General features: G+C 32.3%; 14 protein-coding genes, 1 tRNA gene and 1 riboswitch. Of the genes, 9 read left to right on the top strand and 6 right to left on the bottom strand.

The features are described from left to right. Positions 1 to 15: 15 nt before the first annotated feature. The 3 genes from pth to AB3G33_RS02995 form a co-directional block, all read right to left on the bottom strand. On the bottom strand, positions 16 to 690 hold the full coding sequence (gene pth / locus AB3G33_RS03005) for an aminoacyl-tRNA hydrolase (RefSeq protein ID WP_367755849.1): 675 nt from the start codon (positions 688 to 690) through the stop codon (positions 16 to 18). A gap of 285 nt (positions 691 to 975) precedes the next feature. Next, complete coding sequence (locus AB3G33_RS03000) at positions 976 to 1,590, bottom strand: 50S ribosomal protein L25/general stress protein Ctc (RefSeq protein WP_367755847.1); 615 nt, start codon at positions 1,588 to 1,590, stop codon at positions 976 to 978. A gap of 42 nt (positions 1,591 to 1,632) precedes the next feature. Then, the gene (locus tag AB3G33_RS02995; RefSeq protein ID WP_367755845.1) at positions 1,633 to 2,574 is read right to left on the bottom strand and encodes a ribose-phosphate pyrophosphokinase; all 942 of its coding nucleotides are present in this window, start codon (positions 2,572 to 2,574) and stop codon (positions 1,633 to 1,635) included. A 289-nt stretch (positions 2,575 to 2,863) separates the two neighbouring features. Here AB3G33_RS02995 and AB3G33_RS02990 point away from each other — a divergent pair. Next, a tRNA-Leu gene (locus AB3G33_RS02990) sits at positions 2,864 to 2,943 on the top strand. Positions 2,944 to 3,637: 694 nt separating this feature from the next. Here the strand turns inward: AB3G33_RS02990 and AB3G33_RS02985 are convergent. The 3 genes from AB3G33_RS02985 to AB3G33_RS02975 all read right to left on the bottom strand — a co-directional run bounded on the left by AB3G33_RS02985 (position 3,638) and on the right by AB3G33_RS02975 (position 4,939). Then, positions 3,638 to 4,078, bottom strand: coding sequence for a hypothetical protein (locus AB3G33_RS02985; protein ID WP_367772504.1), 441 nt, complete (start codon positions 4,076 to 4,078; stop codon positions 3,638 to 3,640). A gap of 61 nt (positions 4,079 to 4,139) precedes the next feature. Continuing rightward, positions 4,140 to 4,523 (bottom strand): hypothetical protein, encoded by a 384-nt coding sequence (locus tag AB3G33_RS02980; RefSeq protein WP_367772502.1) that lies wholly within the window; start codon positions 4,521 to 4,523, stop codon positions 4,140 to 4,142. 8 nt (positions 4,524 to 4,531) lie between these two features. Continuing rightward, positions 4,532 to 4,939 (bottom strand): hypothetical protein, encoded by a 408-nt coding sequence (locus AB3G33_RS02975; RefSeq protein ID WP_367772500.1) that lies wholly within the window; start codon positions 4,937 to 4,939, stop codon positions 4,532 to 4,534. Then, positions 4,907 to 5,004, bottom strand: a riboswitch (SAM-I-IV-variant riboswitch). It overlaps the preceding gene by 33 nt. Positions 5,005 to 5,276: 272 nt before the next feature. On the opposite strand from AB3G33_RS02975, the gene AB3G33_RS02970 reads away from it, so the two are divergent. Genes AB3G33_RS02970 through AB3G33_RS02935 form a run of 8 tightly spaced genes read left to right on the top strand, consistent with a single transcriptional unit; the run spans position 5,277 to position 16,211 of the window. Beyond that, on the top strand, positions 5,277 to 6,275 hold the full coding sequence (locus AB3G33_RS02970) for a helix-turn-helix transcriptional regulator (RefSeq protein WP_367755837.1): 999 nt from the start codon (positions 5,277 to 5,279) through the stop codon (positions 6,273 to 6,275). 60 nt (positions 6,276 to 6,335) lie between these two features. After that, complete coding sequence (locus AB3G33_RS02965) at positions 6,336 to 9,023, top strand: N-6 DNA methylase (protein WP_367772498.1); 2,688 nt, start codon at positions 6,336 to 6,338, stop codon at positions 9,021 to 9,023. After that, positions 9,013 to 10,260 carry a hypothetical protein gene (locus AB3G33_RS02960; RefSeq protein ID WP_367772496.1) on the top strand — a complete coding sequence of 416 codons (1,248 nt, stop codon included), beginning with the start codon at positions 9,013 to 9,015 and terminating at the stop codon, positions 10,258 to 10,260. Before AB3G33_RS02965 ends, AB3G33_RS02960 begins: the two co-directional genes overlap by 11 nt. A 2-nt stretch (positions 10,261 to 10,262) precedes the next feature. Then, a complete protein-coding gene (locus AB3G33_RS02955; protein ID WP_367772494.1) occupies positions 10,263 to 11,831 on the top strand; it encodes an N-6 DNA methylase in 1,569 nt (522 codons plus the stop codon). After that, positions 11,815 to 13,011, top strand: a complete 1,197-nt coding sequence (locus AB3G33_RS02950; protein ID WP_367772492.1) for a restriction endonuclease subunit S — start codon at positions 11,815 to 11,817, stop codon at positions 13,009 to 13,011. Before AB3G33_RS02955 ends, AB3G33_RS02950 begins: the two co-directional genes overlap by 17 nt. Before the next feature lie 9 nt (positions 13,012 to 13,020). Continuing rightward, positions 13,021 to 13,917 carry a hypothetical protein gene (locus AB3G33_RS02945; protein ID WP_367772490.1) on the top strand — a complete coding sequence of 299 codons (897 nt, stop codon included), beginning with the start codon at positions 13,021 to 13,023 and terminating at the stop codon, positions 13,915 to 13,917. Positions 13,918 to 13,919: 2 nt separating this feature from the next. Then, complete coding sequence (locus tag AB3G33_RS02940; protein WP_367772488.1) at positions 13,920 to 14,381, top strand: type II toxin-antitoxin system antitoxin SocA domain-containing protein; 462 nt, start codon at positions 13,920 to 13,922, stop codon at positions 14,379 to 14,381. Positions 14,382 to 14,420: 39 nt separating this feature from the next. Beyond that, positions 14,421 to 16,211, top strand: a complete 1,791-nt coding sequence (locus tag AB3G33_RS02935) for a DUF262 domain-containing protein (protein ID WP_367772486.1) — start codon at positions 14,421 to 14,423, stop codon at positions 16,209 to 16,211. The last annotated feature ends 5 nt before the right edge of the window (positions 16,212 to 16,216 follow it).

Genomic DNA, 16,216 nt, shown 5'->3' with positions numbered 1-16,216 from the left:
TGCGTTTCCCTTTTTTTATTTACCGTTATAGGTTGTCATAGTATTTTCTAATCCTGCGGTTCCAAATGATTTTATAATTTCGGATGCAGTTTCTAAGCGTTCAGGCAGAGCTACTTTCTCTTTGTCATCCCAATCTCCAAGGACATAATCTATTTGTTTTCCTTTTTTGAACTCATCACTGATTCCAAAACGGAATCGGGTATATTGATTGGTGTTTAAAACTAGGTTGATGTTTTTAAGTCCGTTATGACCCCCATCACTTCCTTTTGGTTTAATGCGGATGGTTCCAAAAGATAAATTTAAATCATCGGTGATGATAAATAAATTTTCCAAGGGAATATTTTCTTTATCCATCCAATATTGTACTGCTTTACCGCTAAGATTCATGTACGTATTAGGTTTTAGCAGTAAAAAGGTTCTTCCTTTAAATTTGTATTGAGCAAGTGCGCCTAGTTTTACGGTTTCGAAGGAGAGACTTTCTTTTTTGGCTAGGTGATCCAGTATTTTAAAACCGATGTTGTGTCTTGTGTTTACATACTCAGCACCAATGTTGCCAAGTCCTACAATTAAAAACTTATTACTCATGCTTTTTATATTGTTTTTGTGGTGTTCGTGAACCTCCGGTTTTATATAATCTGTATTTTCTTCTGTTTTTGGTGATGAAAACAGGCTGTGTATCCATTTTATCATGATGCAAAAGTAAACTTAATTAGATAATTTGTCAATTAGATAATTAGATAATTTGATGGAGTGGGTTGAAAGGATTTTCTAAGGATAATTAAAAGTTGTAAAATAGCCCCGATAGTAATGGAAATCCTTTTTGTTCGCCTTTTTTGGCGGGCAAAAAGATTGAAATGAATAGCGGGTGAATTGTTGATGAAAGTAGGTAGTTGTGCTTCTAAAAATAAAAAAAGTGAAGAACAAAAAAAAGCACCAGTTGTGAAACTGATGCTTTTTGAATTTGTAGAGAAAATATTATTTTTTCTTTCCTTTTGCAGGTCCTGCTTTTGCAGCTTTTGCAGCTTCTTGAGCCGCTTTCATAGCAGCACGAGAAATCTTCACTTGACAAATTACTGTGTTGTCTGGGTGCATGATTTTGAAGTTTTCAGATGGCACTTTAGTAACGTATAATTTGTTACCCATGTTAAGTGGTGTAATGTCAGCTTCAACAAAATCAGGAAGATTTTTAGGTAATGCTCTTACTTTTAATTTACGGTTGTTTAAACGTAAATCTCCACCTGCCATAACTCCTTTAGAGTTACCAATGATTTTAACTGGAACTTCAATAGTGATTTCTTTGTCTTCAAAAATTTGAAAGAAGTCAATATGTAAAATTTTGTCAGACACAGGGTGAACCTGAATGTCTTGAAGAATTGCATTGAATGATTTTCCTTTTCCAAGTTCAATCACAACTGTGTGAGCGTTTGGAGTGTAAACCAAGCTTTTGAATGCTTTTTCTTCTGCTGAAAAATGTACTGGTTGATCTCCTCCGTATAACACGCAAGGAACCGCTCCAGCATTACGTAAGGCTTTAGTCGCAACTTTTCCCACGCTTTCTCTTTCTGATCCTTTAATTGTAATCGATTTCATTGTAAAAATTATATAGTTATTAAATATTCTACTTGTTTGTGGTTACATAATAAATTTTCCGCTAATGGAATTGTTATGATGTACCATGTGCATAACTTCAGCAAAAAGCGGGGCACAACTCAACACTCTTATTTTCTTTGATTCTTTCTTTAATGGAATAGAATCGGTAACAATTAATTCTAATAATTTAGAATTTTCTATTTTTTCGTAGGCGCTTCCTGATAAGATGGCGTGTGTACATATTGCTCTTACACTCAATGCTCCTTTTTCCATCATTAAATCAGCGGCTTTCGCCAAAGTTCCTCCGGTATCAATCATGTCATCTACTAAGATTACATTTTTACCTTTTACTTCACCAATTAATTCCATGGTGTCGATAATATTGGCTTCTTTTCTTTGTTTGTAGCAAATAACTACATCCGATTCTAAAAACTTAGAATACGCATACGCTCTTTTTGAACCTCCCATATCAGGAGAAGCGATTGTCAAATTGTCCAATCCTAAACTTTTTACATACGGTAAAAAGATAGTAGAGGCAAAAAGGTGATCTACTGGTTTTTCAAAGAATCCTTGAATTTGATCTGCATGCAAATCCATGGTCATTACTCTTGTTGCTCCAGCAGTTTCTAGCAACTTAGCTGTTAGTTTAGCTCCTATCGGAACTCTTGGCTTGTCTTTTCTATCTTGTCTAGCCCAACCAAAGTAAGGAATTACTGCAGTTATATGTCTAGCCGAAGCCCGTTTTGCAGCATCTATCATTAGTAATAATTCCATCAAATTATCTGAATTTGGGAATGTAGAACAAACAATAAACACACGTAACCCTCTGATAGACTCTTCGTAAGAAGGTTGAAATTCACCGTCACTATAATGTGACATGGTAACCTTTCCTAGTGGTATTCCGTATTCTGCAGAAATTTTTTCAGCAAGATAGACACTTTGTGAACAAGCAAAAATTTTAGCTTCTGGTTCTAGGTGTGACATTTAATTTGTTGTTTTTATTCCGCTACGCTCCATACTGTTCGGCTTCGTCAATTGTCTAAGCCAGATGTTTGTATGCGCCTCGGGTGTAGTTAGTTGTGTGTTGCGTTTTTAACGAGGTGCAAATTTATAAAATTTATTCAACTCTGAAAGGAAAAAATTAAGTATTTTTAGTAGAATTTTTAATATTATTTTTTACATTTGCACCGTGTTAAAGGAATCGATGGTTGATTTATTACAATCTCCTCTTTTATTGCGTTGAAATAACTGTTGTTATTTCATGTCTAGCTAAGCCCGGATGGCGGAATTGGTAGACGCGCTGGTCTCAAACACCTGTGGGAAACCGTGCCGGTTCGACTCCGGCTCCGGGTACTTAAAAAGTCTGTAATCACTTGTTTATCAGGTATTACAGGCTTTTTTTTATTTTATTTGCCCGACTATTGCCCAACAAAAGAGAAAACACGCAAAATAAACTCATTTTTCAATGTTTATATTTCTTATATATTATAGTTGCTGTGTTTTTAAATTTTAGAATAAATTGAAAGTATAGATACAAACACCTATTCATGTCCTTTTCCTGTTAAGATAGTTTTCATCTCTTTCAACTTATATGACATTTTTCAATTATACAAAGTAAGTATTCAGTTATAATGTTACTTTGAAAAAGAAGTGACGGTTTGTAATTGTGCAAACAACCTAGACAGGCATTGCTATTCAGCAATATAAAAGCGAATAAAAATAACTTAACAGAGCTGTTTTACTATACTGTTACAAATCACTGATACAGGATGCGAAATCCCTCGACCAGTGAAGAACATAAAATTTCAAAACAAATCGAAGAAAACATTTTTCACCTAGGGGGGGTGGCTGTTTTAAAAGTCATTTTCCTTTTCAACTTCCCACCCTCTACTTTATATATAGTCCTTAATGTCTCTATTTTTTTTTGTAAAAAAAAATTACAGTTTAACATACAATCTTAAAAACTAATGTGAATTAATTCTATTTCTCCTTCCAGTTTTCTCATTGAATATTGATAAAAAGGATTATTAATACAGCTTTTAGTTTTTTAGTCATTACTTTTCGGCTGGTAAATAAAAACCCAATTCATCTGAACAATAACATATGCAATAATTAGCCATAATCCGAAAAGCCAAAAATCATATTTTGGTAGTTTCCATGCGAGGATTTCTAAAATAGTTATATTTATAAGGCACAAAATAATCGAGCCTATTAATGTTACTTTATTGTAAGGAAACACCCTACCCAAGAACATATTAACTATGGTTCCAAGCAAAGTGAGCAAACTGTAAAAAATCGTAATTATACTAATACCCCCAAAAACTAAGATAAGAATTTTCCAAAACCAATCTAACACATAAAACCATTCAAAAATTGGCGCAATAACTTTTATAGTTAGCCATTGAAATGCTAAATTATTTAAAGTCAAAATGAGATATAGAACTATCAAATAGGTAATTGTCAAAAAAAAATCTTTTGTAATTTTCATATGTTTTTTTGTTATTGGTTACAAAAATTGGTTTGTAACTTCTTTAATATTGTAAATTTATTTAAATCCTTGGGTCTATTGCTTCATCGATTTCCAACATAATCGTTTCATCTGTAAACACAATAACAGATCTATTCTGCTGCAACTTCTTAAGCAAATGAGAACCAAGTTTTATTATTTCATTTTTAAACACCTCAACTTCCAAAGGAAATTTAGGATAGTTTATAAATTCTAATCTTATATGTTTTTCTTCCTGACCACTTAAAACAATAATGCATTCGGTGATTGAAGCACTTAAATAAATACTTGCTTCATCAATTCTATGCCTTTGATACTCCTGAAGGGTCTGAATAAAAAAACCTTTCTTATAAAGCTCTTTGCTATAGCCTATTTCTAGTCCAAGGGTAATGACAGCTGTAAAAGTTTTTATTGCTTTTGTTTTCATTATATTTTTTAGGAATGTTTAAATATCTCTATAGTATCTAATCGCAGTCTCTGAACCATTGCAACTGCTTTAGTAGAATAAGCTCCTGTAAAAGAATACGTGATAATAGCATATTTTTGATTTTTACCTAGTTGTGTATAATAGATATCAGGGTAAAACTCATAATCCCTTCCATTGGGTTTTTGAAATTTTAAAAACGTTGTAATACCAGCGATACTTTGGTCGTACAACTCCTTCTCGTCATATACATAGTTGACTTCGTGGAGCTCGTCAAAATCGACACTATAAAACTGGAAATCGAGGTCTAAATAAATCTTAAACAGATTTTTTTCAGCCTTTTTTGTTTTTAAAGCAGTATTGAATTTGGAAATAAACCGAGGTGTTTTAAACATAATTTTTCCTTTGTTTAGGCTCATTGTTTCAGCACCTTCGCGTGTGGTCGCAGGTTGCTACTACTTAAGTGTAGTTCGTAATGATATTCAAATATATAAATTAAAAATAAATCCAGACCTTAAAACCCCATAAAACATATAAATTAAGCGAATCCTTATCTTAACAATCATTTAGAATATCACTAAAACTGGGTATAGTAAATTCCTACAAAATATCGTTTCTTTACTCAAATGCAATCAAAACAAATTAAAGAGCATGGAATTAATCTAAAATAAGGCAATCCTTTACGGCTTTCCTCATTCTAATTCCTATGCTTTGTTGTATTATTGTGTTATATAAAATTCAGAACTAAATTCTTACATGTCTACAAATAAACATGCTATTATCCGATACCAAACTTTAGATAAGTGCTTCCGTAATACTGGAAGAAAATACGCTATTGAAGATCTTATCGAAGAATGTAATAAAGCAATTTATGAGTATTCCGGAAATGAAGAAGGGATTAAAAAAAGACAACTCTATGATGATCTAAGATTCATGGAAAGTGAACAAGGTTGGAATGTTGAACTCACAAAAGACAAAGAAGGGAGAAGAGTTTTCTATAGGTATCAAAACCCTTCTTTTTCGATTTCAAACCAACCCTTGAATGAAACAGAAGCAAATCAATTAAGGGAAGCATTGTTAACATTAGACCGCTTCAAAGGATTACCACAATACAATTGGATCAATGAGCTAAATACAAGATTAGAATCTACATTTAACTTGAAACAACAAAAGGAGATTATTATCAGTTTTGAACAAAATGAATACTTGAAGGGATTGGAATACATTCCGGAACTTTATAATGCAATTCTTTATAAAAAGGTTTTAAATATTGAATATAAGAATTTCAAAACAGATACTGCTACTACCCTTTCCCTACATCCCTATTATTTAAAGCAATATAATATGCGTTGGTTTTTATTTGGGAAGTCCAATGATTATGAAACTATAACAAATTTAGCTTTAGACAGAATAGAAAGTATACAAGAAACTTCTCAGGAATATATAGAGACTGAAATCGACTTTAATGAATATTTCGAAGATGTTGTGGGAGTTACTGTATCAAATGATGAAGTCCAAGAGATCGTAATTGAAGCTAACCAGTCTCTGGTCCCTTACTTAAAAACCAAACCTATTCACGGCTCACAGAAAATTAAAGAACAAGATGGTAAGTATTTCATTCACTTAAACCTAATACCAAACTATGAGTTGGAAACATTGATTTTGTCTTTTGGAGAAAAAATCAGACTAATTAAACCACAATTTTTAGTTGAAAAACTAGAAGATAGAATCGATAAAATGAAAAATAATTATTAATGCACGTGTAATGCACTAATGCAATTTACATTTGCAAAGTAATTAGTTAAATAAAAGTTTATGTCTGAGAGTAAAAATAGTTGGAATAGTGATTTTTGGAATTTATTAAATAAACTCCGGGGTAAAATTGAGGTCGATAGTCTAAAAAACTATATTTTAACATTGGTGTTTTTAAGACACATTAGTGATAATAAAAACACTAATACAGGTTTGAATATAACGATTCCCGCCGATTGTGATTTTCAATCTATTTTAAAATTATGTTATGAAGAAAGAACTTCAATTGGTAATGAAATAAATAAGCGATTAAATTCTATTGCTAGGGAGAACCCTATTTTCGATGGTGTAATAAATTTCATTGATTTTAATAGCGCCTCCGTTTTAGGAAAAGACCATGATTCAGATATTATTCTGGGTAATATTATTCTTTTAATTGAAGATTATTCTAACAGACATGCTTCGTCCGATAATACAAGAAATACCATCTGGGTTGACACATTTGAGCACGTAAACCAATCTTTTATTGAAAATAGCGTCAAGTATTCTGCTGGAACAGCCACACCCAATGAAATTGGTATTTTAATAGCAAAACTAATTGGTTTCAAAAAAGATAATAGTGTCAAAAGCATTTATGATCCTGTTTGCGGAACAGGGAGTCTTTTATTTTCAGTTTTTAAAGAAGGTGGTGATGATGTGACTATATATGGAGAAACAAGAATTCCAGAAAACATCTTCGTGGCAAAATTGACTTTCCTTTTTCATGGAATTACTGATTATAATTTGGAGAATCGCGATGTTTTAAATTTTCCCAGCTTTTTAGATGTTTCCATGGATAAATCCAACCATATTCAAACTCAACTTAAAAAGTTTGATTATGTTGTTTCTAATCCTCCTTTTAATGTCCACAATTGGTCTACAGACCCCCATAGTGATATGTTCGATAGATGGAATTCCACTACTGGAATACCTCCCACAAATAGCGGTGACTTTGCTTTTTTACTGCATATCGTTAAATCTTTGAAGGAAAATGGTGTAGCTGCCTGCGTCGTATCAAACGGCGTCCTTTTTAGAGGAGGATCTGAAAGAAATATTCGTAAATATCTATTGGAATCCGGCTTCATAAAAGGCATAATTGGATTACCGGCAAAATTATTATATGGTACAGGAATACCTAGTTCTATAATTATACTTGAGAATAAACCGGATTTTAAAAGAGATTCAATTTTTATTATCGACGCAAGTAAAGAATATTTATCTGAAAGGTTTATAAATAAACTGATGCCGGAAAACATCAACCATATAGCAGATGTATGGGAGAATGGTAAAGAAGAGAATGAATTTTCAAGAATTGTACCTTATTCTGAGATCGCGGAAAACGATTTCAATTTCAATTTACCGAGATATTTAACAACAATTGACGATTTTGAAGTTCCTGAAGGATCTACATTAGTTGAATTATCAAATGTATTAACGTCAGTTCCCAGAGTTAGAACTGACAATGAATCTGGAAAATTAGTTAAAATTTCAGATTTATTAAACGATTCATTTCTTTATACTATTGCAATCGACTCCTTGGCAGAGGATATCGTTAGTAGAGTTTTTAATAAATTAACCGCTCCTGCTCTGTTGATTTCTAAACGCTTTAATAAACTAAAACCTAGCTTTATTGATGCTAGTTTAGACTATCCTGTCTTTATATCTCCAGATATTGATGCATTTACTATCAATAATGACATTGTTGATTTATCATACTTAATACAGCAACTAAGCAGCGATTATGTAACCAAGCAAGTTGATTCTTTTTCTTTAGGGACGGTAATGCCAAATTTAAGAAAGCAGGATTTTATGCGAATCAAAGTCGTTATTCCACGTTTTGATACACAAGGTTCATTAATCCTCCAAAGGGCATTAACTGAAGGAGCCAGAATTCAATCTGATAAAGGCAAAATTGAAACCTTTCAGCTTCAAGCGACGATTGATACTTTGTTAAAAGAACGTATGAATGATTTTCAATGGAAATTACATGATATTCGTAATGGAGAATTATTAAATCTCAAAGGGCAAATAGTTACTTTAGAAATGTTTGCGGATGCAAATCCGGAGCTGTTTAATAATATTGTAGATCAGGACAGTAATGACACCGTTCATTCGTCTATCAAAGATATTTATACTAGTGTGCAAAAATTAGCAGTTATTCTTTCCGATTTATATGACACTTCAGAAAATGCTTCTATAAAAGAAAATATTGATGTTCTAGTATTCATCAAAGAATTCTGTGATAATCAGTTGAAGAGCAATGGTAATTTATTTGAAATTGATTGTACTGATATTGATAAAATTAAGATTGATTTTGATATAAAGGAACTTATTATATCAGTTTACAAAAAAGATTTGCAAAGAGTTTTTACAAATATTTTCGATAACGCAATTAAACATGGTGGTTTTAAGGGTTCAAATCAAGTCAACAAGATTAAAATGGCGTTGTCATTAGATTCTAAAGAAGAGATGGTTACAATTGCTGTTTTAAATAATGGGAAACCTTCAAAAATTAATGCTATGGATTATTTTGCTGATGGAGGGAAAGCAGGATCTACGTCTAATTCTGGCAAAGGAGGTCATATCGTTAAAGTTCTTACCGAGCGCAATAATGGTAAAGTATTTCAAAATAATTATGCCATTGATGAAGCTAATGGTTATACTTTTGAAGTAGGTGTTGAATTTAAATACAAATTATCTTATGAGCTATAAAGTCTTATTGATAGATGATCAACATAATGGTCAGCCATTGGAGCAAATCAAGAAAATGGCTAAAATGGCCAATATTGAATTGGTTAGTGAAAAATATCATGTGCAAGGAATGGAATTATTAAAAAATGATTCCAGTTATGAATACCAGGCAGTTATATTAGATGCTACTGGGTACAAAAAATCAGATATTGATGAAGAAAAGCAAAGTAATACTGGTTTATTCTATTCTTTAAAATTCTTAAGTGAATTATTGGGTGACAGAATAATCCCTTGGTTTATTTATACTGGAGCTCAAAGAAATTTGACAAATCAGGAATTTATGGAACCTATTTTGGAATACCAGAATAATATAAAATTTGGTAGAATAGAATTTGACTACTATACTAAAACATTGCATGAAAAAGAGTTAATTCAAGACATTATAAAAGAAATCGATAACTTGGAACAAACTAAAATTGAGATTCAACATAGACAGGTTTTTCACATCGCAAAAAAAATAAATGTTCCTGCTGAAGATATAAATCATCTTGTAACCATAATCAAATCAATTCAATCGAATGGAAGTGATTTAGAACCTTCACTCTATTTTACACAACTTAGAAAATATGTTGAATATGTTTTTAGAGACGCTGTTAAGTATAATATATTACATGAGAATTGTATTGGTAAGGATGGCAAACTTAATCTAACAGATTCTAGTTTGTTTTTAGCAGGTGAACCAACCAAACATTGTAAACCCAATAACGTTAGGTGTTCGAAAACTCATTTTTCAAAATTAATGGCTGATAACATCAAAAATTTATTATTCATCACAGGAGCCGCCTCACATACATCGGATGTGGATCCAGCAAAAAACATGGATTATCAAGATTATAGGGCACAAATAAAAACGCCATACCTACTTTACCAGTTAACATTTACTGTCTGCGATTTGCTGGTATGGTATCAAAACTATCTAAATGACAACAGCAGCATGGAGGCAAACGAAAGTTTATGGATAGACCTGGTAGAAAACAACAACAATCAAAATGCAATGGAATGGCATGAAGGTCATGTCACTAGAATAGCCGAAAATGGATATGGCACCTTCCAACCGAATAACGGTTCAAATAGCCTTAGTATCCAACCAAATATGGTTATGCAGAATCATATTTCCCTTGGGGACAACCTAAACGTAAGAACAGAGCCAAGCCCTGACGGAACAAAATTACACATTAAAGAAATTATCAAATTATAATTATGGCCATAAAAGCTAAAGCAAAGAAAGAAAAAAGCATAGAAGAAACCCTTTGGGATTCGGCAAATAAACTGCGAGGAACAGTAGAATCATCTGAATACAAGCACGTAGTGTTAGGGTTGATATTCCTGAAATTTGCCAGTGACAAGTTTGAAGAACGTCGCAAGGAACTGATCGCTGATGGAAAAGAGAAATACCTGGAAATGAAGGAATTCTACAATATGTCTAACATTTTCTTTTTACCCGAAGAATCCCGTTGGTCATTTGTTATTGAAAACTCCAAGCAAAATGATATTGCCTTAAAAATCGATACCGCTTTGCATACTATCGAGAAAAACAATCCTGCCCTGAAAGGCGCTTTGCCTGACAACTACTTCTCTCGTCTTAATATGGATGTGAGTAAGTTAGCTGCTTTGTTAGACACGATCAACAACATTGACACCATCAAGGACAAACAGACCGATATTGTGGGTCGTGTATATGAATATTTTCTGAGCAAGTTTGCCTTGGCAGAAGGAAAAGGGAAAGGTGAATTCTATACCCCTAAAAGTATTGTAAACCTCATTGCCGAAATGATTGAACCCTACAAAGGGGTTATCTATGATCCCGCTTGTGGTTCTGGAGGTATGTTTGTGCAATCTATTAAGTTTATAGAAAACCATCACGGTAACAAAAAAGAGATTTCTATCTACGGACAAGAATACACTTCTACAACCTACAAACTGGCCAAAATGAACTTGGCCATTCGTGGGATTGCGGCCAATTTAGGTGATGTAGCGGCCGACACTTTTGGTCGTGACCAACATCCCGATTTGAAAGCCGATTACATTATGGCTAATCCTCCGTTCAACCAAAAAGACTGGAGAGCTGCTGATGAATTGGTAGACGATCCTCGCTGGAGAGGCTATGACGTCCCTCCTACTAGCAATGCTAATTATGCTTGGATTTTGAATATGGTTTCTAAACTTTCCGAAAACGGTGTGGCAGGATTTATCTTGGCCAATGGTGCACTTTCTGGCGGTGGTGAAGAGTATAAAATTCGTAGAAAACTGATAGAAAATGATATTGTGGAAGCCATTGTAATTTTACCACGATCTATGTTTTATACCACTGACATTAGTGTAACGCTTTGGATTTTGAACAAAAATAAAAAAGCTAGAACAGTTCAATTGCCGGATGAAACCAGAAACTATAGAGACCGCCAAAACGAAATTTTATTCTTGGATTTAAGAGAAAAAGGAATTCCTTTTGAAAAGAAATTTACGCAATTTTCTGAAGAGAATATACTTGAAATCACTCAAGCCTACCACAATTGGCAAACAGATTTATCAAAATATCACGATGTTCCTGAGTTTTCTTATTCCGCTTCTTTAGAAGAGGTTACCTCCAAAGATTTTTCCTTGGTGCCAAGTAAATACATTGAATTCGTTAACCGTGATGAGAATATTGATTTTGATGAAAAAATGCAAACTTTACAGGCAGAGTTTGGTGAACTATTGCAGGCCGAAACAAAATCGAAAACTGATTTATTAACCGTTTTCAAAGAATTAGGTTATGAAATCAAGTTATAAAAGATTAGGAGACTATATTCATAAAGTAGAAAATAGAAATAGAGATTTAAAAGTTTCAAAATTAGTTGGTCTTAGTATGACCAAAGAATTTAGAGTTTCAACGTCTAATATTATAGGAACTGATATGAGTGTCTATAAAGTTGTGAATAAACATCAATTTTCTTGCGATTTTATGTCTGTTATTCGAGTTCATAAATTTCCAGTTGTTTTGAAAATTGATGAAGAGCCAGTCTTGGTTTCTCCTGCGTACACCGTTTTTGAAGTTAATGACGAGAATGAACTCAATCCAAAATATTTGATGATGTGGTTTAGAAGATCCGAATTTGACAGATATGCCGATTTTAAATGCGATAGTGCGATTAGAGGTGGATTTGATTGGGATGCTTTAAACGATTGTTATTTACCTATTCCTTCTCCTGAAAAACAACAAGAAATCGTTCGAGAATACAACATTATTCAAAACCGTATTGCCTTAAACAACCAACTCATTACTAAACTCGAAGATACCGCTCAGGCTATTTACAAGCAATGGTTTGTGGATGAAATAGATTTTGAAAATTTACCTGAAGGATGGAGGTTTTTAAATTTAGGTGGATTTTCAAGTATTAAAGGAGGAAAGCGCCTACCGAAAGGTGATGAATTGAATGACTTCAAAATTGGTAGACCTTATATCAAGGTTGCAGACATGAAAAAAACTAAGTTTTTAGTATTAAATTCAAAATTTCAGTATGTGTCACATGAAATTCAAGCTCAAATTTCAAGATACACTGCTAATACAAATGATGTAATTATTTCTATTGTTGGTACAATAGGTGTGGTTAATATTATTAACGAAAGCTTAAATAATGCAAATCTTACTGAAAACTGTATGAAAATAAATAATATAGAGTTTGTAAATGCAAAGTTTCTCTATCATTATTTAAATTCAGAAATTGGTAAAAGAGTGATTGAAGAAAGTACAGTAGGTGGAGTTCAAGGAAAGTTGCCTTTGTACAATATTCAATCAATTCCAGTGTTAATTCCTGACAATGAGGTGTTTGCGAAATTTAATTCAACTGTAGAATTAATAGATAGTAAACTAATTATAAAAGTTTTAGAAAATCTAAAGTTAGAGGAATTGAAGGAGTTATTGTTGGCAAAAATGACAAGGGTTGAGAGTGGAATAGAAACTAATTACTAGAGAACTTAAATGGGAATAGAGAACACAAAATTCGGAATTTTTTCGAACCATATATATGAACATGGATTGCCCTATTGGAATGGATTAAATACTTTAATTTTTGCTATTGTTGGTATATTGTTTAGTTTGAATCGTGAAATATTTTGGCATAAAATACATTCTAATTCACTTGGTTGGATTTTGTTTTGTTTTATAATACTTTCTAGTATTATGCATATTGTTAAGCAGGTTTCCAATTCAAAAACTATTGAAAAAATAGAAAAAAATAAAACTAATGAAATTGATTTATTAAATAATGAAAAAAATGAATTAGATATTAAAATTCAAAACTTAGAAAGTCAAATTTCAAAAATTAATAATAATTCTATTGAAATTGTAGAAATTCATTTAGCTTATCTTTTTGAAAAAATGAAATTGGGAAGTAATGAAAGAATTAGTTTATATAAACTAATTAATGACGAATTTTATGTATTAGGACGTTACTCTTCAAATCCTGAGTTAAAAAGGAGAAGTCGTACTAGTTATAAGAAAGAAGGATTAATTTTCAAAGCTTGGCAAGAAATTAAATTTTTTAAAAACTCAGGGATTCCAGTTGCCGACAGCAAAAGGACGAAATTTAGGAGAAGTTATTACAAAGTTGTTAATGATCTTGCTCAAATTGAAGAGGAGACGGTTTGGAATATGAAAATGAAAAGCAGGAGCTTCTATATAAAAGCTTTTAAGGATTTAATGAATCTCGAACAAACTTCAATTATTGTAATAGAAAGTAAAAATGATAGGGCTTTTGAAGAAGTTGAAATAGAGTTTACATTAAATCAAGATGAGGAAAAAAGATTAGTAGCTTTTGTTGAAAAAATTGATTGGGATTTTCCAAATATTAATAAAGCACTAGAAAAAGGATTTTAATTATGGAGAGAGTAATAAATATTTTAGATTATTTGTATATAAAATACCCTAATTCAAATCAGTTATCTATTTCTAGAGTAATGAAATTACTTTATTTAATAGAGTGGCGTTATGCAATAACTAATTTTGAGAAAATAACTGATATAGAATGGATGCAAACTGAATACGGCCCATTTTATAAAACATTAAGAAGTATTTATAATGAATCTTCTAATTATGAAGTTACTATAAAACTTGATGATAAAAACAGAGAACAAACGGTCATAATTTTCTTAAATAAAAAAGAGAATTTGAGTTTAAAAGATGAGGCCAAAAAAGTTGTGGATTTTGTTATAGGTCATTGCAAAGATTATAGTTGGACAGAGCTTAATAACTTAGTTAATTCGACCTACGGAGTTTTAAACACACCACAAGGGCAAATAATTGATATAGTAAACTTAGCAAGGAAATACAAAGAGAAATAACAGTGATTCATTTTAAATTCAAAGAAAAAGTATAAATAAATGGCAAAATATAGCGTCCATCAACAACCCGTAGAAACATTATTAAGTTGGATCAAATCTGGCGATATTGCCATTCCTGAAATTCAAAGACCTTTTGTTTGGAACGGTGCCAAAGTAAGAGACTTAATTGATTCCTTATATCAGGGATATCCTGTGGGTTATATAATTACCTGGAGAAATCCAGATGTAAAATTAAAGAACGGCGAACTATCTGCTGGCAAAAAAGTATTGATAGATGGTCAACAACGTATTACAGCTTTAACAGCTGCCATAGTCGGCCAACGTGTTTTGGATAAAAACTACAAAGAAATAAACATTCGCATCGCCTTTAATCCTCTTGAAGAAAAATTTGATGTACTCAATAAAGCCTACGAAAAAAGTCCGGAATGGATAGATAATATTAACCCAATTGTAAATGATGAAATTTCCATTTCTAAAGCCATTCGGAAATATTGCCAAGACAATCCTGATGCCGATGAAGATTTAGTAGAAGAGCGTATTGAAAACCTAAAACGAATCAAAACCAAACAAGTGGGTATTATCGAATTAGATGCCAGTTTAGATATTGATACCGTTACCGAAATTTTTATCCGTATCAATCAAAAAGGCGTTGTCTTAAGCAATGCCGATTTTGTAATGTCTAAAATCGCTTCTGATGAAAAATATGGCGGCAACACCATGCGTAAAATGGTAGATTACTTCTGCCGCTTGTTAGTCGATAAAGGATTCATTAAACACATACAAGACAACGACAATACCTTTACACAGACTGATTACTACAAAGAGATCAAATGGATGGCTACAGGCAGTGATGATTTGTATGTACCTGATTATATAGCTTTATTAAGAGTCGCATTTACTTTCAAGTTTAGTCGTGGTAAATTCAGTGATTTAGTCGCTTTATTATCAGGAAGGAATTTTGAAACCCGTTCCTATGAAGGAAGTATTGCCGAAGCCAGTTATGCTAAACTATCCGAAGGCTTATCTGCTTTTGTAAATCAGACTAATTACCAACGTTTTATAATGATCATTAAATCGACAGGTTTAATTAGTAAGAAATTAATATCTTCTCAAAACAGTTTGAATTTTGCTTATGCTTTGTATTTAAAATTGCGTGAAGATGGAATGGGTGAAGCGGAAACACAAGGCTATGTAAAACGTTGGTTGGTCATGAGTATATTAATTGGTCGTTATTCCGGTTCTGCAGAATCTCGAATAGATGAAGACATCAAACAAATCAATGAAAAAGGAATAGCAGCCTATTTAATCCAAATGGAACAAGCGAACTTGGGTGCCGGTTTTTGGGATTTCGGAATCATAAACGATTTAGAGTCTTCCAGTGTCAACAACAATGCATACAACTTGTATTTAGCGGCACAAGTAAGTAATAATTCGGTAGCTTTTTTATCTAAAAGCATGAAAATTAGTAGCCTTATAGAACAACGAGGAGATGTACATCATATTTTTCCAAAAAAATACTTGATGAATAATGGATATCCACAGAAAGCATACAATCAAGTTGCCAATTTTGTATTCACAGAACAAGCTACCAATATAAAAGTGGGGATGTTAACGCCTAAAGATTATTTGGATAAGGTAAAACTTCAAATACAGGCGGGAACTAATGGAATAAGCACTTTGGATTCTGAAAGTAGTCTGCAAGAAAACTTGATTAATAATGACATTCCAAGTATTCTAGAGGAAGCAAGTCACTTGGTATATGAAGGATTTTTAGAAGAACGCAGAAGATTGATGGCAAATAAATTAAAAGTCTATTACGAGCAGTTATAAAAACA

The organism is Flavobacterium sp. WC2421, assembly GCF_040822115.1.
Lineage (GTDB): Bacteria > Bacteroidota > Bacteroidia > Flavobacteriales > Flavobacteriaceae > Flavobacterium.
The sequence above is the reverse complement of the archived record's forward strand: the minus strand, read 5'-3'. Positions and strand labels throughout refer to the sequence as shown.